Genomic DNA, 20595 nt, shown 5'->3' on the forward strand with positions numbered 1-20595 from the left:
TAGAAGATTGCTAACCAGGAGTTTGGAATATGGATAAGTTTCGCAGTATGGAGACCTTTATTGCCGTGGTTGAAAGCGGCAGTTTTACCGGTGCGGCGGCTCGGCTGGAGATGTCGGCAGTAATGGTAGGGAAATACGTTGCGCTGCTGGAATCGCAGCTAGGTACCCGCCTGCTGGAGCGTAACACGCGGCGCCAGAGCCTGACTGACGCCGGGCGGGTCTATTTCGACGAGGCGAAGCGGGTGCTGGAGCAGGTCGCGATCGCCGAAAGCGCCGTGGAACGCCTGCGCGCCGCGCCGTCCGGCACCCTGCGCGTGACCGCACCCACCTCGTTTGGCGGCAGCGCGATCGCGCCGCTTACAGCCTCTTTTTTACAACGCTACCCGGAAGTGCGCATCGAGCTGGATCTCACCAACCGGATGGTGGATCTGGTGGAGGAAGGTATCGATCTGGCCATTCGTATTGGCGACATTCACAACGACGATCTGGTTGCGAAATACCTCTGCCCTTACCGGATGGTGATCTGCGCCGCGCCGGACTATCTTGCGCGCTATGGTACGCCGCAAACTCCTGCCGATCTGGTGGATCATCTCTGCTTATCCCACAGCGTGTGGACCGCACGCAACGAGTGGCGGCTGCCGGGCGTCGAAGGCGAGGTGCGCTGGAAGCGGGATGCGGTCTTGAGATGCAACGACGGCTACGGGCTGCGGATGGCCGCGAGAGCCGGGGCGGGACTGCTGCTGCAGCCTGAAGTGCTGGTGGCGGAAGATCTGGAAAGTGGCAGGCTGGTGCGGGTGCTGGAGGCGTATATTCCGGCGCCGAGACCCGTGCATTTGCTGTGGCGTCAGGATTTACGACCTCTCCCTAAGCTAACGGAATTTATCGCCCATATTCTGCTAAGATTGGGCACACTATAAAAAAAGAAGGTATGCAAAGAATGTCTGTGAATAAACTCGCCAGCAGCGCGCAGGGCCTGCAATCATCTGCCATCCGTGAATTATTAAAACATAGCAAAATGGCCGGCGTCATTTCGCTGGGTGGGGGTATTCCTAATCCGGCCTTGTTCGATCACGAAGGGCTGAAAATTGCCGCTGATGCCGTATTATCACAGCATTTTGGTGAGGCGTTCCAGTACGGTCTGACCGAAGGTGTACCGGGGCTGCGCGAAGAAATTAAACGCATCTGCGAGGGGCGCGGGATCCGCTGCAAGGCTGATGATGTGGTCGTGACCTCCGGTTCACAGCAGTCCCTCGACGTGCTGGCGCGTGCGTTAATCAACCCGGGTGACACCGTTGTGGTTGAGCGTCCAACCTATCTTGCCGCGCTGCAGGTCTTCGGCCTGGCGCAGGCGAATTTTGAATCCGTTGGCACCGACGGCGACGGCATGAAGGTCGACGAGCTTGAAGCGCTGGCGGCAAATAAAACCATCAAAGCGGTCTATATTGTTCCGACGTTTGGTAACCCTGGTGGGGTAACCCTTTCCGAGGCGCGTCGCAAACAGCTGGTGGAATTATCGAAGCGCTATGACTTCGTCATTATTGAAGACGATCCGTACAGCGAAATTAATTATACCGATGAAGTTTTCCGCCCGTTAATTGCCCATGCCAAAGATATCGGCAACGAAGAGAACGTGGTGTATACCTCAACCTTCTCCAAAATTCTTGCTCCAGGAACCCGCGTGGGCTGGGTGCTGGTGCCGGAATGGCTGAAGCGCGCAGTAGTAAACCTTAAGCAAACCACCGATCTGCACACCAGCACGCTGTCGCAGCTGATGACGTATGAATACCTGAAAACCGGTCGTCTGCCCGATCAGATTAAAACGATCCGCGAAGCCTATCGCCAGAAATACCAGACGTTCGCAACCGAGCTGGAGGCCGAGCTGGGCGATGTGATGTCTTTCCACAAGCCGAAGGGCGGCATGTTCCTGTGGGCGAATATGAAAAATGGTAGTAATACCACCCGCTGGCTGGAAAAAACGTTAAGTAACGGCGTAGTATTTGTGCCGGGCGAATTTTTCTACTGCAATGAGCCAGACCATTCAACGCTGCGTATGTCGTTTGTCACGCCAACGGATGAAGAGCTGAAGGAAGCGGTTCAACGCCTGAAAAAATCGCTGTAAAAGACCTGCGCATAATGGCTTTCCTGCCGTTATGCGCAATACGCGTTCAGGGCGGCACGGGCCGCGATCGTCCATGGAGATCTCCATGTTTGAATTTCTGTTCGGTGTCGTTACGCACACGCCCGCCTGGGTGTGGGTGCTGTTTATCTTCCTTATCTCTCGCGGCATTAAAGCCCGCAGGCCTGCCACCGTTACGCTGGAGAGGCTTGCCATCATTCCGGCAATATTTCTTATCTGGGATATCTACGATCTGGTTGTCTACCGCACGCTGACGCCCGGAACTGTCGCATTGTGGACGGCGGGGATCCTCGCCGGGGCCGCGCTGGGGTATTTCCTGATTAAGCAGGCGGTTATCACCCGCGCAGATGCGCCGCGCAGCCTTTACCGTCAGGCAGACTACACCGCGCTGCCGTTTATGATGCTGGCGTTCGGCGTCAAGTATGTGCTGGGCGTGATGAGCGCGGTCTCTCCCCAGACGATGCAGCAGCCCGCCATGAGCGCGCTGGCGATCGTCTCCGGCGGCGTGTTTGCCGGTGTGTTTCTCGGGAAATTTGCGCGCTATGTTGGGGTGTGTGTCGCCCGTGTTCCGGTCTGAATTTACAGGAGGCCCTTTTGGGCGAAGGTAATACGCGTGGCTTCGTTGAGATCAAGCTCTTTTAACGATTCCGGATTAACCCAGGCGATCTCCTGAAACTCTTCATTAAACGTGACTGCCCGGTTGGTGCTGATGCAGTCGAAGATCAGATAGATCATGTAAATTTCCTCAGTGGTACCATTGGCGTAGGTTTTCACCCTGATGTCATCGCGAAAAGCCCATGGCGTGACCGAGGCGATCTCCAGCGCTTCGCCCAGCTCTTCGCGGATCTCACGGCGCAACGCCTGTTCCATGGTTTCGCCCGGCTCCATTCCGCCGCCGGAGAGGGCCCACTGGCCGGGGAACACGCCGCGATCGTTGGCCATTTTGCACAGCAGATAAGCACCGTCGTTCTGGATGATGGGGCAGACAATGGTTCGTTGGCGCATGATTTCTTCCTGAAAAATGAGTTTGGGCTACTTTAGCAGATTGGGGGGATGATTATGTTAGAGGTGCTCGATTCTCGCTCCTTGGTTTTCTGCGTTTTGCTGCAGATTCAGCCAGAATTCAATACTGGTATCGAATGCGCTCGCCAGTCTTGTGGCCAAATCAACGGTGAGTTTGATTTTATTGTTTACCAGCGCGCTGGCAGTGGTGTGATCGGTGTTTATTCTCTCTGCCAGTTCTGAGATGCCTAGACTGAGTGGCTTAAGATAATCGTGCAGCAACACTTCGCCTGGTGTGGTTGAGATGCGTAGTTTTCCCTGGTTATTCATAATTAACGTCCTGTTTATAAATATAAAATGAGTGCGGTTTGATGCCCTCACCCCGCCCCTCTCCCACAGGGAGAGGGAGAAAACCATGTCAACCCAGCAACGCGACGCCAGCCTCGGTTCTCAGCCAGCGCGGGGTTTTTCGCTGGTCAGCAAAATATCCCGTCAGTTCAAAGAGTAAATCTCCCATCACACGAGCGGATTCAGGGGCGAGCGCGCCCCCCCATCAACAGTTGCGTAATTTCCTCGCATAGCGACAGAGCTGATCGGATTCAGCGTTGAATGCAGGTTCCGGGAAACACATTGACGGTAAGACGTTCCTGTAAATGCTCAGGGAGCGGCTCCAGCAGCATCGGGGCGAAGCAGGGCGAGGGTCGATGCAAGACGACCGCAGAGCGCTATTTTTCTTGCAGGATCGGTCTCTTCCACCAATGCTTCGCAATAGCGTTGGCAGTTGTCGGCAAGTTCAGTAGAGAAATGCCAATTTCCCGGGAGGCAGGACTGAACGGAGTTGGCATTACCGGCTTGGAGTGTACCGGCGCGTCTCGCGACGCCCCGTCCAGCCCACCATTAGAATGTAGCCAGACGCACGGCGTAACAAGGACTTACGCCGTCTCCAATCATAACCGGGATGCCAATCCCGACGCCAGATTTTGCTGGCGTGGAAGGAACATACGCCCGATTAACCCTAATAAAAAGCAGGCTACCCAGAAGAAGTTAAATCCTGCGAGGCGGCTTCAGAAAATGATGTAAGGCGTTTCATCACCGCTCTCTCAGCGCCTCTTTCGCCCGGTTAAACGGCTTGATCAGATAATCCAGCACCGTTTTCTCGCCGGTCTTAATGTCCACCGTCGCAATCATCCCCGGCACAATCGAGAAGTGCCTGCCGGCCTTATTCACCAGGTAATCCTGGCTGGTGCGGATAAACACCCGGTAATAGAACACTTCCGGCTTGGCCTCGTCCTGGATGGTGTCCGGAGAGATCGTTTCGACGACCCCGTGCAGGCCGCCGTAAATGGCGTAATCGTAGGCGGTGATTTTAACCAGCGCCTCCTGATTCGGGTGGATAAAGGCGATATCGCGCGGCGACAGGCGGGTTTCGATCAGCAGGTGATCGTCCACCGGCACAATCTCCATCAGCTCGCCGTTGGGCGGGATCACGCCGCCGATGGTGGTGACCTTGATGTTTTTCACGATCCCGCGTACCGGGGATTTTACCGTCAGACGGGTCACGGAATCCTGGCGGCCTTTGAGGATCGCTGAAACCATATCCACCTCCGCGTTGGCTTTGGATAACGCCTCCCGCGCCTGAACGTAATACTGCGAGCGTACGTCGGTGAGCTTCAGCTCCAGATCGCTTTTCTGCCGCTGCAGGCGCAGCACCTCCACGTGGCTGGCAGCGCCGGTTTTGACCAGCCGCTGGGTGATGGCCAGCTCCTTATTGGCGAGATCTAACGCGGCGCGCAGCTCCCGCTGGGTATCCTCCAGCTGCGCGCGGCGGGAGTTGTAGAGCCGCGTTTCGTCAGCCATCAGATCCGGCCATTTTGCCAGCGAAGGGGGGAACTTCAGCGGAAGATCGTTCACCTCGGCGTACAGGCGGGCGCTGGAGGCCAGTGAAGCCCGGTAGCGCGCCGCGCTTTCGCCGACGTTCGATTCGGAGCGCGTCGGATCGAGCCGCGCCAGCACCTGTCCGGCCTGCACCTGATCGCCCTCGTGGACGTTCAGCTCGGTGAGGATCCCGCCGTCGAGAGACTGTAAGACCTGCTCGCGCGAGCTGGGGATCACTTTACCCGAGCCGGTTGATACCTCATCCAGCACGCCAAACCACGCCCAGACGCCCAGCACCACAAACATCAGCAGCGAAAAGATCACGATCCGACGCGCGCCGGTGTAGCCGCTTTCGGAGTCGAGGGCGTTATCCAGATCGTCCATTGCCGCCACGTCACGCTGACTGATTTTCATTTTTCCACTCCCGTCCGGTTGCTGCCTGCTGCTGTTGCTGCTGCTGCTGCATACGGCTGTTGTTCAGCGCCTGGGCCTTTGGCGCGTCCATCACCAGCATCCCCTCTTTCAACACCACGACGCGCTCCACCAGTTCCAGCACCGGTACGCGATGCGTGGCGACAATCAGGGTGCGATGCCCGAGCCAGTCACCCAGACGCTGGATGAATTCCCGCTCGGTGTGCTCGTCCAGCGACGCGGTGGGTTCATCCATCAGCACAATATTCGGATCGCGCAGCAGCATTCGCGCCAGCAGAATCGACTGGCGTTGCCCGCCGGATAATCCCACGCCGTTTTCCATGATCGGGTAGTCCAGCCCCTTGGGCAGCCTCTGCACGAAGCCTGCCGCGCCGGTCATCTCCAGCACCTCAAAGATCTCTTCGTCGGTGGCGCGCGGCATGCCGAGGGTGATGTTTTCGCGCAGGGTGCCGTAAAACAGCCGCGCGTTCTGGGTCATAAAGCCGACGTTGCGCCGGACGTCGGCGACGTCGAGGTGCGGCAGGCTGAAGTTATCAAGACGCAGCTCGCCGGCCGCCAGATCCATCCCGCCCGCCATGGCCTGCAGCAGGGTCGATTTGCCCGCGCCGTTGCGCCCGAGGATCGCCACTTTTTCTCCCGGCCGGATCTCCAGCCGGTTAATGCGCAGCGCCATGCGCGGATCGTCCGGCTGATAGCGGAACTGAGCCTGCTCGAAAAGATAGTGTCCGCGCAGCACGTCCTGGCGGATCGGCGTCTCCTCGCGCTGATTTTCGGTGGGAAGCTGCATGATGCTGTCCAGCCCCTCTTTTGCCGCTTTGACCTGCTGCCAGCGCGCCAGCACGCCGCACAGCGTCGCCATCGGGGCGATCATGCGGGAGGCCAGCATCGACGCGGCGACCACCGAGCCGGTGGTCAGGGTGCCGTCGATCACCATCGGGGCGCCGACCACAATCACCCCGGCGTAGACCAGGCTCTGAATGGTCATCCCCCAGCTGATCAGGTTCTGCGTTAGCTCGCGGGTGCGCAGGCCGGATTCCGCGGTGATCTGGATATAGCTGTTCCACTGCTGCAAAAAGCGGTTTTCCGCCTGCATCAGCTTGATGTCCTCCAGCCCCTGAACGCTCTCCACCAGCACTGCGTTGCGCAGGGTCGATTCATGGGCCGACTGTTTCGCCAGCTCCGCCAGCTTCTTCTGCAGCAGCAGGCCGGGCAGGACCATGATCACCGCCGCGACCGGGGCGATCCACGCCAGCTGCGGGGCGATGATCGCCAGCACCACCACGAACAGGAGAAAGAAGGGCAGGTCGACTATCGTCGAGATGGTGGACGAGGTCACCATCTCGCGGATCTGCTCCAGCTCGCGCAGCTGAGAGATAAAGCTGCCGGTGGAGCGGGGGATCGCGCTGTTGCGCAGCCGCAGCGCGTGGCCGAAGACGCGATCCGAAACGCGCATATCCGAGCGCTTGCCCAGCAGATCCATAATGTGCCCGCGCGCCACGCGCAGCACAAAGCCAAACAGGGTGGCAATCAGCACCCCGATGGTCAGGACGTAAAGCGTCGGATAGGACTGGGCGGGGATCACCCGGTCATAGACCTGCATGGAAAAGACGATCCCGGAGAGCGACAGCACGTTGATAAAGAGGGCGGCCAGCATGACCCAGCTGTAGGGGCGCAGGTCGCGCATCACCAGCCGGTAGAGCCAGTCCGGACGGTACTTTGAGATATAGGCGTCCACGCGGCTGTCCTTCAGCGCGGCGAGTGGACGCAGGGCAATAACGTGGCGGATAGCGGGCAGCATCGCCGTCATCGACAGCCGGTTGGTGTAGGTCTCATTGTCGAAAAAGCTGACCTCCAGCGTATCGTCCCCGTCGAAATGCTCGATCACGCCGATCCTGCCGTCATTCATCGCCACCACCACCGGCAGACGCCAGCTGTTGATCGCCTGCCGATCGTCGGTAAGGAGCTGAAACGACAGCCCCGCTTCGCGGGCCAGCTGGGTGAGGGCGGGCACCATCGGTTTGCCTTTTAGCCACGGTGCGCCTGCGATCAGCGCGCCGGGAGAGCAGGCGACGCGGTAACGCGTGGCGACAAAACCAAAGGCCTGCGCCCACTGCGCCAGCGCCTCATCCGTCATGTTTTCACCTTGCGGGATATCACGCTGCTTCATGGCTGGATCTCCACGGTCTGGATGGTGCGGTTATCAAGATCGAACGCATGACGCAGCTGCCCGGTGTTATACAGGCAGTTGAGCTGCAGCTGGTGCAGCTGACCGAGGGTCTGCTGCTGGGTGAAGCGCGCCTGATAGACCTCCTGCTCGGCATTGAGCACGTCGAGCAGCGGGCGCGAACCGAGATCGAGATACTGCTGCTGGTACAGTTCGCGGGTGCGGGCGCTGAGGGCTTCCTGGCGGCCCTGAATTTGCAGCGTGCTTTGCAGGCTCATCACCTGGCTGCGGGCTTCCATCAGCTTCTGGCGGACGTCAAGGCGCGTACGCTGAATGGTGGACTGCGCCGCCTCCACCGCGTGTCCGGCAGCGTTACGCCGGGCGGTGAGGCCGCCGCCCTGGTAGAGCGGCATCTGCACTTTCACCCAGGCGGAATACTGGGTGCGATCTCGCGTGTCGCTGCCCGCATAGCTATCGTTCATGTAGTGACGCACCTCCGGCTCCAGCGAGACGGTGGGCGTCATCTGCGCGTCGGCGTAATCGAGGTTCGCCTGGGCGACGTTAGCCTGCGCCCAGGCGGCAAGTACCGCGGGCACCAGGCGGTCGTCCGGCTCGGCGATGTCGCAGCTCCGGCCCAGCTTCGGCGGGAAATCATTGCTGATTGCGTTCAGGCTGTTCCAGCCGAGAAAGCTCATCAGCGTGGCGCGAGCGCTGTCCAGGCTGGCCTGGTACTGCATCAGCTGGGCGCGCGCGCCTTCAATGCGCGCATCGGTCTGCACCACGTCAGAAAGCGACGTGGCCCCTTCGTCGTTACGCTGGCGGGTCAGAGAGCCAATCGAGGAGAGGGCGTCGAGCTGTTCTTTAGCGGTGTCGACCATCTGCTGCAAGGTTTGCACCTGCACCATGGCGATGGCGGTATCGTGAGCAATAGTGTCGATACTCACCAGCACGTTGGCCTGCTGCTGGGCAACACCCGCGCTCTCGGCGCGCACCTGGCTGGCCACTTTGCCAAAGTCGTAGAGCATCTGTGAGAGAGAGAGCACCAGCGACGGCGTAAAGCCGTTCTGGTCGCCGTCATGGGAATAACCGCTGTCCACGCCGGCATTAATCTGCGGATAGTATTTTGATTTAGCGACGTCCACCTCTTCGCTCTGTTCATAGAGTTTTCCCACGGCTTCGCTGATGGCCGGGTGCCAGGTGACGGCGCGGTTAACGGCATCGCCAAGCTGCAATGAACCGGGTGCGGCTTTGCCGGCCGCAGGTGCGACGCGGCCATTGAGCGAGGGGAGTTCCTGCGTTTCGCGAAGCTGCCCGGTATTGATGATTGCAGCCGGGTTTGCGCAGAGAGCGGGCACAGATATCAGGCAGCACGAGAGCCACCAGTGAGGCATCTTCATTCCCATGTCATGTCCCTATTAAAAAGAGTATGTCTTTATTATTTATGCCCGGGCGCTGTGCGCCCGGGTCATCTCTTGCAGGTGCTATCAGGTAATGATGTGTTGCTGGTTAACAAGCTCGTCGTAGGTGGTCTGAACGCCATCAAGCGTAACGAGTGCAGTATTAGTGTAGGTGCTCCCTGTACCGTCACGGTCGATGGAGATCACGGTATTGCCATTACTATTAGTGACATGGAGATAATTCCCCAGCGTCGAGGCGCTACCGTTCCAGCCCACCAGCAGATCGCCGATGTCGATTTTGTCCCCCTGCGCCAGCGAGAAGCCGGTCCAGTGATCGCCCGCGGTGCTGCTGACGTTACCCGCCGTGGCATTCCCCACCGTACTGTTCAGCACCTGGTAAATCAGCGTATCGCCGTAGGCCGTACCGGTGATGGCGTCGTTATGCTCCGAGCTGATGAACTGCGGCGCCATATTGATGGTCAGCGTGGCGGTATCCGTGTTGCCGTTGGCATCGGTCAGGGTGTAGTTGAAGGTCTCCTTCGACGTCATGGATGAGAGCGATACCCCGCTGTTGAGGGTATAGGTGTAATGACCGTCAGCGCCGATCGCCAGGATGCCGTAATGGCCGGTGATGTTCACCGTTGCGCTGCCGGTATACGGATCCAGCGTGGTGGTAACGCCGTTGTAACCGGTCACGCTCAGACGGGTATCCACCGAGTGGAGCTGATCCAGCACGCCGCCAGAATCGGTGCCGTCAAAGATATTGCCGTTGACGGTGTGGCTGCCGGTGACGTCGAAATCACTCAGCGAGTAGGTGGTGCCGTTCACGCTTGGCGTGATGGTGATGGTCCCGACGCTCAACCCCGGTACGCTACCGGTAAAGTTCAGCGTATAGGTCCCGGCGTTGAGATCCAGCCCGGTCAGCGGGACGTCGATACTGCCGCCCAGCAGCGAGCCGCCGCTGAAGGAGCCGCTGCGGATCACGCCCGAGCCGTCGCTGATGGACCAGTTCACCGTCAGTCCGCCCAGCGACAGCAGAGAGGCCACGTTAAAGTGCAGCGACGCGTTGTGCAGCGCGGTGTTCGCGTCGACCACGAAGGTTCCGCTACCGGAGCCCTGGGTTGACGAAAACAGCGCCGTCGTCCAGTTGGCGACGCCCACGGTGGTATCCGAGTAGACCGACGTGTGGTGCACCGAGGTGAGATCCATCGTGGCGCTGACATCGTTCACCGCATTCATCGCCTGCGCGGTTGGGGTGATGTTAAGCGATGCCGTATCCTTCGAGCCGTCTAGCGCGGTAACGGTGTAGACGAAGGTGTCCGGCGTGCTGATATGGTCTGCCCCCACGCCGCTTCTCAGGGTGTAGGTGTACTGACCGGACGAATTGATGGTCAGCGTGCCGTATTCCCCCTGAATGTCGGTTGTTCCACTGCTGTTGACCGCCACGCCGTTCACTTCGGTGACCACCGTGCCCGCCGGAACAGGGTCATTCGCCAGCACGTCGCCCGTGGTGGTTTCGCTGATGCTCGCCACGCTGTAGACATGATCCTGCAGAACGCTCAGCGTGTAACCCGTCAGGACGGCGATCCCCGATGCGGTATTGAGTAAGAACAGGTACTCCCCGGCAGGCAGATTCAGCGTCAGCTGGGATGACGTTCCCCCCAGAAGCGGGGCGCGCAGCCAGCCCGACTCGACGCGAACCTGCTCGAACGTCTGGGTGGCGTTGTTGAACTTATAGACGTACAGATCGAATACCGACGCCAGCGCCACGCCGCCCACGGAGGCCTGGATGGTCATGGTGCGGGTCGTGCCTTCCTCCACGTTGTAGATAATCGGGTTGGTCATGTCGTCCAGCAGGTTAAGCCCCAGCGTGTTGCCGAGATTAATGCCCACCACTGTAAAGCCACCCTGAGACGAGGCGCCGTTATTAATCTCGCTCACGGTGGTGTCAAAGGTCAGCGAGGCCGTGTCGTCCACCGCCACAATGCCATTGATTACCGTACCGGCACCCAGAGACAGCACCAGCTGCGCCGACGCGCTGACGCCGTTATGGGTAATGGTGTAGGTGAAGCTCTCCGTCCGGCCAATGACCGCGGCGCTGGTGTCGGTCAGGTTGTAGGTGTAGCTGCCGTCGCGGTTAATAGTCAGCGTACCGTACTGCCCCTGGATCACCGTGCCGTCGGCGTTCACGCTGGTGGTGACGCCCTGTCCGTTAGTGACTGCGGAGATGGTGGTTCCGGCCGGCGCGTTGTCGCTGCCTGCGGTCGGGTCCGTATCGAGGATCACGTTGCCGTTGAGGCTGGTTTCGCCCGTGACCGTACCCGGACCGGTCTCTTTCACCGCCACGTCGAGGCTGGTGTAGGAGCCGGTCGCCAGCAGGTTGGTGTTGTAGCTGAGCACGCGATAGTTGCCGTCGGCCAGCCCGGTCAGGTTCAGCGAGACGCCGGTTGCGCCGAGGGTCAGGAGATCGGCAAACTGCGGTTGGCCGGTGTCCACCACGGTGGTCCAGGCGCCGTTGACGTAATGCTGAACCACCAGCTCAAGGGTGTTGAGCAGAGAGAGCACCGCTCCCGTGGCGTTGGCGTTCACCACGATATCCGCGCTGCCGCCGCTGCCCACCGTGAAGTTGACCTGGGCCGTATCATTGCCCAGCAGCGTAAGGACGTTGCCGACGGCGCCGACCAGCAGGAAGCCGTAATCGCTGTACTGGCTGTTGGTCACGGTTGCAGTGGTGCTAAGGTTCAGCTCTTCGACGTTATTGCTGGCGGAGAGCGGCACCACCGGCGCAAGGGCGGAGCCCGGCAGCGAGGTGTTGCCCGCGGCATCGGTGGCGGTGATCTGCAGCGTCTGGCCTTCGGTCTGTTTGTTAATGAAGGTGTAGGTGTAGGTGCCGTTGCTGCCCGCAATGGCGGTCACCGTCGAGCCGTCCGCAAGGCGGATCGCGACGGTGCTGCCTGCTTCCGCAGTTCCGGTCAGGACGCTACCGTCGGCGTTGAAGGTTCCGGTTGGCGCCGTTGGGGCGGTTGTATCGACGATAATCGTCGTCACGGCTGACGCCACGCTGGTGTTGCCCGCCGCATCGGTGGCCGTGGCGGTGAGGTTATGCGTTCCTTGCGTCAGCGTGGTGGTTTGCGGCAGGGTCCAGTTTCCGCTGCCGTCGGCGGTCACCGTGCCCACCAGCGTAATGCCATCGTAGATCCGCACCGTGGCATTTGCTTCGGCGGTTCCGCTCAGCGTTGGGCGCGTGTCGTTGGTCGGATTCGTACCGGTCACCGGCCCGGTGACGCTGCCGACATCATCAATGACCGAACTGATGACCGGTGCGCCCGGCGCGAGGGTATCGACGTTAATCACATACCCGGCGGTAGGCGCGCTCGCGTTGCCCACCGCATCGGTGGCGGTAAAGGTTAAATTGTGCGGACCGTTGCTCAGCGCCGGGGATGGCGTAAAGCTCCACGCCCCGCCGGTCGCCGTCACGCTGCCAATTTGTACGCCGTTATCAAAGATTTTCACCGTTGACCCGGCTTCCGCCGTACCGCTGAGGGTTGGCTGCGCGTCGTTGGTGAATCCGCCGTTCGCCACCGGCGTTGCCGCATTGCCCACATCATCCAGAATGCTGGTCAGCACCGGCAGCGCAGGCGGCGTGGTGTCGACGGTGAGGCTGAAGCTGGTGGAGGACACGCTGGTGTTGCCTGCCGCATCCGTCGCCTGCGCGGTGAAGCTGTGCGCGCCTGCTGTCAGCGTGGTGTTGAGCAAGATACTCCAGCTTCCGTTGCCATCCGCGGTGCCTGTTCCGACAAGGGTTGCTCCCTCATAGATGTTCACGGTGGCAAACGGTTCGCTGGTCCCGACAAGGCGCGGAACGGTATCGTCGGTTGTTTGCCCGGACGTGAGCGGGCCGGTGATGCTGCCCACGTCGTCTATCGCCTGGCTGATAACCGGCGCGTTCGGTGCCGCGGTATCAACAATCAGGGTAAAGCCCGGCGAGGTCGGGCTGACGTTGCCCGCTGCATCGGTGACCGTGGCGGTCCAGGTATGGCTGCCGCTGGCCAGCGGCGTTGACGGCGTAAAGCTCCATGCGCCGGTACCGTCCGCCTGAACGGTGCCGACCGGCTGGCCGTTCTCATACACGGTGACAGTGGCGTTTGCGGTCGCGGTGCCGTTCAGCGTCGGCGTGGTGTCGTCGGTGCTCTGCCCGGAAGAGAGCGGGGTTTGAATGCTGCCCACATTGTCACCCGCGGTCGAAATGACCGGCGCCGATGGCACGCCCGTATCCACCGTCAGGTTAAACGGTGCCGTTGCTGTGCCCACGTTGCCCGCCGCGTCGGTAGCGTTGAAGGTGATGGCGTGCGGCCCGTCGGGCAGATCGGTACCCGGGGTAAAGGTCCAGCTGCCCTGGGCATTGACTACCGCAGTGCCAATTTCGCTGCCATCAACGATCACGTGCACGGTAGAACCGACGTCGCCCGTGCCGCTGAAGGTTGGACGCGCGTCGTTGGTGCTGTTACCCGACGTGAGCGTCCCGGTGACCGGGCCGACGTCGTCAATCACGCTGGTCACCAGCGGTACGCCTGGCGCTGCGGTATCAACGATAAAGGCAAAGACCGACGAGTTCGCCGAGGCGTTGCCTGCCGCATCCGTTGCATACGCGCGCAGGGAGTAGCTGCCGTCGCCCAGCGGCGCGGTCGGCGTAAAGGACCAGTTCCCGCTGCCGTCAACAACCGCAGTACCAATCTGCGTGCCGTTGTTCATGATGTGAATCGTGCTGCCCGCCTGCCCGGTGCCGCTGATGGTTGGGGTGCTATCGTTGGTCACCTGGCCGCTGGTGAGGTTGCCCAGGACGCCGCCAGGGACGTCGTCGTTTACATTATCCAGCGTCGGAACCGTTGGTGCCGTCAGGTCAACCACCACGCTCCATGGGGCTGAGATTGCGCTGACGTTGCCCTGCGGATCGGTCGCCCGGACGGTGAAGCTGTGCGAGCCTTCGCCGAGCGCGGTATCAGGCGTAAACGTCCATGCGCCGGTGCCGTCAGCCGTCACCACGGCAATCTGGGTGCCGCCGTCGAAAATGGTCACCACGCTGTTTGCATCCGCTGTCCCCGAAAGGGTTGGCGTGGCGTCGTTCGTCTCGGTGCCGCTGACCACCGTGGTGGCAGCGTTACCGACGTTATCCGTGACGTTGGTGATAACCGGCGTGGCGGAAACGGAGTCCACCACGACGGTGAAGCCCGCCGAAGGACCGCTCTGGTTCCCCGCCGGATCGGTCTCGCGGATGGTCAGGACGTTATTACCCTCAGCCAGGGCAGGCGTCGTATAGCTCCAGGTGCCGGTATTGCCGACCTCCGCGGTCCCCAGCAGCACGCCGTTGTTGTAGATGGAGATGGTATCGCCCACCGCGCCGGTGCCGGTGAGGGTCGGCTGGTTGTCGTTGGTGATCTGGCCGCTGGTCAGCGGGCCGGTGCCCGGACCGACGTCGTCAATCACCGCGCCGATAGCTGGCGTGCCCGGTGCGGTGAGGTCGACGGTGACGCTGGCTGCCGGAGAGCGGCCGCTGGTCTGGCCGTTGAGGGTCGCGGTCACTTCAAAGGTGTGCAGCCCCTCGCCAAGCGCGGCTGGCGTATAGCTCCAGTTGCCGCTGCCGTCAGCGGTCACCGTTGTCAATGGCGTCGCGCTACCGTCCTGATAGATGGTTATCAGGCTGCCCGCTTCGGCCGTACCGGTAAGCGTTGGCGTGGTGTCGTTGGTAGTTTTGCCTTTCACATCGCCGGTGACCGGATCCGCGTCATCGACAATCGCCGTGATGACGGGCACCTGCGGCAGGTCGAGCGGTGAATCGGTAACGATAAAGGATGCGCCAGGGCTGGCATTTCCTGCGGCATCGGTGGCGGTCACGGTCAGCGTGGTCGGATCCAGCTGCGCCGGACTCAGCGCAATCGAGAAGCTGCCGTCGCTGGCGGCAACGCCGCTACCAATGACGGTCCCACCGCTGTCTTTCACGGTAATGGTACTTCCTGCCTCGGCGTTACCGGTCAGCGGCGTTCCTTCCTGAGCCAGGGCCATGTTGATCGGGTCGGCAGGCGCGGCGGTATCCACCGTCACGCTCAGCGGTGCTGAATCACCGGAGGAGTTACCCGCTGGATCGCTGGAAGAGACTGTGAACGTATGAGGACCATCCGGCAGCGTCGTGTCGGCAGTCCAGCTCCAGGTGCCGCCCGGCTGGACCGTCACCAGCACTGTAGATGGCGTGCCGTCTACGGAAACGATAACGGTGGTGCCGGGTTCACCGGTCCCGGTAAGGGTTGGCGTGCCGTCCTTCGTGTAGAGCACGTTATTAGACAGCTCGCTGTCAGCTACAGTGCTAATGACGGGGATCTCTGGCGCAACGGTATCGAGGGTGACCGTAAAGACCGAACTCGGCGCGCTAAGGTTGCCAGCCGCATCCACACCCGCAACGGTGATATTCAGCGGACCGTCCGTTTGCGTTGGAAGCGCCAGGTTCCATTCCCCGTTAACCACCACGACACGGCCCACTTCGACGCCGTTGTTGTAGACGATCACCGTCTCACCGTTGACGCCGGTTCCGCCCACTGTCGGTGTGGTATCCGTGATGTAGCCACCGTTCGGCTCACCGCCCACTGCACTAATCACCGGCGTATCCGGTGCCAGGGTATCCACGATGATCGTAATCGCTGGAGACGGGTCAGAGACGTTGCCCGCTTCATCGGTGGCGGTGGCGGTATAGGCGTGGCTGCCCTCGGCAATGTCGCTGCCAGGGCGCCAGCTCCAGTTACCGCTGCTGTCTACCGTGACGGTGCCCACGACGGTCGATATGCCGTTGACGGTGTCAGTGATGTTGATGACGTCGTTCGGCGTGCCGGTGCCGCTCAGGACCGGGCGCGGATCGTTGGTGGTTCCGCCATCGGGAACGGGGCCGGTGATCTGTGTAACGCTGTCGGTGACGGTCGGTGCCGCAGGCGTAGCCGGCGCTTCGGTATCAATGGTGATAGTTACCGGCTGCGACGGGGCGCTTTCGTTGCCCGTGCCGTCCACGTTGGTGACGGTCAGGGTGATGTCATAGGTGCCGCCGGGCAGTGGGGTTGATGGCGTCCACGACCAGTTGCCGGTGTTGTCCACGACGGCGTCGCCGATTTTGACGCCGTTGTTGTAGATCGTCACGGTATCGCCCGCCGTGCCGGTACCGCTCAGGGTCGGCGTGGTGTCGCGGGTGGTTTCGCCAGGGTTCAGCGTTGTGTCTGCTCCGTCAGGATTGACGGTTATTGCCGGGATGTCCGGCGTGGCGGGCGCGACGGTATCTACCGTCAACACAAACGGGCTGGAGACAGTGGTATTGCCGGCGGCATCCGTGGCGTGAACCGTCAGGGAATGCGGGCCGTCGGTGAGCGGGGTAACTGGCGTAAAGCTCCAGCCTCCGCTGCCGTCAAGGGTGGCGGTGCCGAGCAGGGTGGCACCGTCATAGACGGTGATTACCGCATCAGCCGGGGCGGTGCCCTGCAGCAGCGGCGTGGTGTCATCCGTGGTATCGCCGCTGTTAAGCGTGCCCTGAACGCCGCCGACGTCATCGGTCACGGTGGCGATGGTGGCCGCCGCTGGCGGCGTGGTATCGACGGTCAGGGTGAAGCCGCCTGACGGCTGGCTGGTGTTACCCGCGCCATCGGTGGTGACGGCGGTAAAGGTATAGGTGCCGTTAACAAGCTGCGTGGTCGGGGTATAGGTCCACGTGCCGCTGCTGTCGATCACAATTGTTGTGACATCGACGCCGTCCTGGCGAATGGTGACGGTTGAGCCCGGCTCAGCGGTGCCGTTGAGCGTTGGCGTGGTGTCGTTGGTACTGTCGCCAGAATTGAGCGCACCGAGGCGCTCCGGCACATCGTCCAGCACCTGGGTAATGACCGGGGCGGCAGGCGCGACGCTGTCAATCGTCAGAGTCCAGGTGTTGGAGACGCCGCTGGGGTTGCCTGCCGCATCGGTCGCGACGGCGGTCAGGGCATGGGACCCTTCACCGATTGGGGAGGAAGGGGTAAAGCTCCATACGCCGAGGCCATTGGCAAGGGTTGTACCAATTTCAACACCGTCCACGCGCAGGCTGATCGTCGCGTTTGCTTCGGCGGTACCGCTGAGCGTCGGGGTGGAGTCGTTGGTGGTCCCATTCAGGTCGATCGTGCCGGTCTGCCCTGGGATATCGTTTACAACCTGTGAAATCACCGGGGCGCCAGGCGCCGTCCCGTCGACGTTAATTGTCCACGAGTCTGATAACCCGCTCGGGTTACCGGCGGGATCCGTCGCCGTTGCCGTCAGCACGTACGTGCCATCGGTCAGCGGTGAGGGCGGCGTAAAGCTCCACTGGCCGGAGGAGGATACAACCACCGTACCGAGGACATCGCTGCCGTTATAAATCGTGATGGTCGAGCCCGCTTCGCCCGTTCCGTTCACGGTCGGGGCCCGGTCGTTGGTGAGGCCGTTCTGGCCCACGGGACCGGTGGTGGCTTGCACGTCATCAATCACCGACACGATAACTGGCGTCTGCGGTGGGGTAATATCCGGTGCCGCCGCGGAGGTGGTTGGACTGGTGTTGCCGGCCGTGTCGGTAGCGTCAGCGGTCAGGATTTCGCTATTAACTTTTGGTGGGGTCAGCGTCAGGCTGAAGTTACCCTGACTGTCGGCAACAGCTGTGCCAAGGATGACGTCTCCTTCACGAATGGTCACCGTGCTGCCAGCTTCTGCGATGCCGCTGATGGTGCCGCCATCATTCGACACCACGAGATTACCCGGGGCAAGCGGTGGCGTGGTGTCCACTACCAGTGCGAACGGGCTGGAGATACTGGTATTGCCTGCGGCATCCGTGGCGTGAACCGTCAGCGAATGCGGGCCGTCGGTGAGTGGAGTCGTTGGCGTAAAGTTCCAGCCGCCGCTGCCGTCAAGGGTGGCAGTGCCGAGCAGGGTTGCGCCGTCATAGACGGTGATTACCGCATCAGCTGGGGCGGTGCCCTGCAGCAGCGGTTTGGTGTCATCCGTGGTATCGCCGCTGCTGAGCGGACCCTGAACGCCGCCGACATCATCGGTCACGGTAGCGATAGTCGCTGCCGGTGGCGGAGTAATATCGACGGTCAAGGTGAAGCCCTCCGACGGGAGGCTGGTGTTACCCGCCGTATCGGTAGCAACGGCGGTAAAAGTGTGAGTGCCCTCGACAAGCGGCGTGATGGGGGTGTAAGACCACTGACCGTTGCTGTCGGTTAGCACTGTGCCAATATCAGTACCGTCCAGACGGATAGTAACGGTTGAACCCGGTTCGGCTGTGCCGGTGAGCGTCGGCGTCGTGTCGTTAGTGAGGCCATTCTGGCCCACGGGGCCGGTGGTGGCCTGCACGTCATCAATCACCGATACGATAATTGGCATCTGCGGTGAGGTAATATCCGGTGAAGCCGCGGAGGTGGTTGGACTGGTGTTGCCGGCCGTGTCGGTAGCGTCAGCGGTCAGGATTTCGCCGTTAACTTTTGGTGGGGTCAGCGTCAGGCTGAAGTTACCCTGGCTGTCGGCAACCACCGTACCAAGGGTGATATCGCCTTCACGGATGGTCACCGTGCTGCCAGCTTCCGCGATGCCGCTGATGGTGCCGCCATCATTCGACACCACGAGATTACCCGGGGCAGACGGCGGCGTGGTGTCCACGGTGAAGATGACAGGCTCTGAGGCCGCACTCAGGTTTCCGGCGGCATCGGTTTCAGTGACGGTTATGGAGTGTGTCCCGTCCGGGAGCGGGCCGTTCGGCGTGACGCTCCAGGTGCCGTTGGGCTGAACCGTTGTGGTGCCAACCACCACGCCGTTATCGTAAATGGTGATGGTTCCGCCGGGCTCGCCGGTTCCCGCCAGGATCGGCAGTGAAGCATCGGTAAGCGCGCCCGACGTGATGGTTCCCCTGATAACGCCCGTATCGTCGGTCAGCACAATCGCGGTCGGCGCGTCCGGCGGAGTAAGATCCACCGTCAGGGTAAACACCGGTGAGGCAGGCCCGGTGTTGCCCGCGGCGTCGGTTGCCCGCACGGTAATCTGATGAGTGCTTTCACTCAGGTCAACCGACGGGGTAAAGGTCCAGGTGCCGTTGCTGGCGACGACCGCCGTACCAATAGCGACTCCGCCGTCATAAATCGTCACGGTCGAGCCCGCCTCGCCGGTACCGGTAAGCTGCGGGCGCTGATCGTTGGTGCTGCCGCCGTTGCTGACGGCCCCCGTCTGCGGAGCAATATCGTCCGTTACGCTGGTGATTGCTGGCGCATCGGGCGCGGTGGTGTCCGGTGCGTTGAGCGTTGTGCCCGGGCTGGTATTCCCGGCGTTATCCGTCGCGGTGGCAGTCACCTGCTCGCCGTTGGTCAACGGTGTGCCGAGAGAGACGGTAAAGCTGCCGTCGCTGCCCGTTTTTCCTGAGCCAATAACATTTCCGTTCGCGTCTTTCAGCGTGATGGTACTGCCGGGTTCGGCGGTACCGGTGACGGTTTTACCGTCTGAAAAGAACTTAAGGCCGGAAGGCGCGTTCGGCGGCGTTGTATCCGGATCGGCAGGATCGACGGGTGTGTTGGGGTTGGGGCTATTATTATTGCCGTCATCTCCACCGCCGCCGCCTGTGCTTGCCGCCGCCGCGATGCCGCCTGCTGCGACAATGCCGCCCAGAGCCCATGGCCAGATGGCGGCCCCCCCGGTGTCGCTCCCGGAGGCCGCAAGCAGCACGTCCGTGGACGCGATAGATTCGTACGTGGCGGCTCCGGTCGGATCTTCAATCCACCATAATGCGCCCTGGCTGTCCTGCAGTACCAGCTGGCTCACGCCCTGCGCGTCCGTGACGTAGAAGTTTTTAAGGGTGATCACCTCGCCGGAGTGCAGCGTAACCAGCAGATCGTTACCATTTCGCGCGAAGTGGGAGACGCTCGCTCGCTCGACATGAAGCTCAACGATAGAGGAATGGCTCAGCGTAACCTGTGTGCCTTCCGTGGTCGTTTCCACGCCAGTAAGTTTCGATATAACAGAGATTTGGCTCATTTAGGCATTACTCCAGCAAATGTATCATGAACGGCGAGCAAGACGAGCCATCTCTGCAGAAGGTAAAGGGCGCCCCCGGCGCAGTCGCTGTTATCACGCAGCACTGACCGTTGTTTTTAGCGCGCACGATGCCCGCCAGAATTCAGAGTGGCAACATCAGAGCGAATCTAATGACTTATAAAGAGAACAGTTTTATGGGTGTTTTGTGTCTTATAAAACCCTGTAATTAATAGAGGAATTATTTTCAAGAATATAAAAATGATATAGACAGAAAACGATGGTTGTGCAAATTAAGCTTTCGTAAATAAGTGCCAAAACAATGAAGGGGACATTAATACACACGGGTTGTTAATAATTTAACCATTGTAATTATATGTTTTTAATGGTTTTATTCTTGTCTTGCGATGTCGCTTCTAAATATGATTTACGCAGTATGATAATTGGTAGGAGACATTTTTAATATAATGTAAAACGGTATTGTTTAAGCGCGCTTAATATGCATTTAAGTTAGGGTAACGTTTTTGATATAAGATATATTA

Annotated in this window: 9 protein-coding genes; 3 read left to right on the top strand and 6 right to left on the bottom strand. The window is 60.6% G+C overall.

Annotation, left to right across the window (positions count from 1 at the left end):
* The first annotated feature begins 29 nt into the window (after positions 1 to 29).
* The 3 genes from DFO52_RS14325 (at position 30) to DFO52_RS14335 (ending at position 2714) form a co-directional block, all read left to right on the top strand.
* Positions 30 to 917: a LysR family transcriptional regulator gene (locus tag DFO52_RS14325; protein ID WP_047646203.1), complete on the top strand. Its 888-nt coding sequence runs from the start codon at positions 30 to 32 to the stop codon at positions 915 to 917.
* 20 nt (positions 918 to 937) lie between these two features.
* Positions 938 to 2119 carry a PLP-dependent aminotransferase family protein gene (locus DFO52_RS14330; protein ID WP_133550622.1) on the top strand — a complete coding sequence of 394 codons (1182 nt, stop codon included), beginning with the start codon at positions 938 to 940 and terminating at the stop codon, positions 2117 to 2119.
* Positions 2120 to 2204: 85 nt separating this feature from the next.
* Positions 2205 to 2714: a DUF6622 family protein gene (locus DFO52_RS14335; RefSeq protein ID WP_133550623.1), complete on the top strand. Its 510-nt coding sequence runs from the start codon at positions 2205 to 2207 to the stop codon at positions 2712 to 2714.
* A gap of 2 nt (positions 2715 to 2716) precedes the next feature.
* Here the strand turns inward: DFO52_RS14335 and nudI are convergent, their stop codons facing one another.
* The 6 genes from nudI to DFO52_RS14370 form a co-directional block, all read right to left on the bottom strand.
* Positions 2717 to 3142 carry a nucleoside triphosphatase NudI gene (nudI, locus tag DFO52_RS14340; RefSeq protein WP_133550624.1) on the bottom strand — a complete coding sequence of 142 codons (426 nt, stop codon included), beginning with the start codon at positions 3140 to 3142 and terminating at the stop codon, positions 2717 to 2719.
* A 57-nt stretch (positions 3143 to 3199) separates the two neighbouring features.
* Positions 3200 to 3469: a HigA family addiction module antitoxin gene (locus tag DFO52_RS14345; RefSeq protein WP_133550625.1), complete on the bottom strand. Its 270-nt coding sequence runs from the start codon at positions 3467 to 3469 to the stop codon at positions 3200 to 3202.
* Positions 3470 to 4228: 759 nt separating this feature from the next.
* Entirely contained in the window at positions 4229 to 5398 is a 1170-nt protein-coding gene (locus DFO52_RS14355; protein ID WP_121932339.1) for an HlyD family efflux transporter periplasmic adaptor subunit, read from the bottom strand.
* 10 nt (positions 5399 to 5408) lie between these two features.
* Positions 5409 to 7613: a type I secretion system permease/ATPase gene (locus tag DFO52_RS14360; RefSeq protein WP_133550626.1), complete on the bottom strand. Its 2205-nt coding sequence runs from the start codon at positions 7611 to 7613 to the stop codon at positions 5409 to 5411.
* On the bottom strand, positions 7610 to 9013 hold the full coding sequence (locus tag DFO52_RS14365; RefSeq protein WP_133550627.1) for a TolC family outer membrane protein: 1404 nt from the start codon (positions 9011 to 9013) through the stop codon (positions 7610 to 7612). The genes DFO52_RS14360 and DFO52_RS14365 overlap by 4 nt, the downstream gene beginning before the upstream one ends.
* An 81-nt stretch (positions 9014 to 9094) precedes the next feature.
* Complete coding sequence (locus DFO52_RS14370; protein ID WP_133550628.1) at positions 9095 to 20056, bottom strand: BapA/Bap/LapF family large adhesin; 10962 nt, start codon at positions 20054 to 20056, stop codon at positions 9095 to 9097.
* Between the last annotated feature and the right edge of the window lie 539 nt (positions 20057 to 20595).

Source organism: Enterobacter sp. AG326 (genome assembly GCF_004362415.1).
Taxonomy (GTDB): domain Bacteria; phylum Pseudomonadota; class Gammaproteobacteria; order Enterobacterales; family Enterobacteriaceae; genus Enterobacter; species Enterobacter asburiae.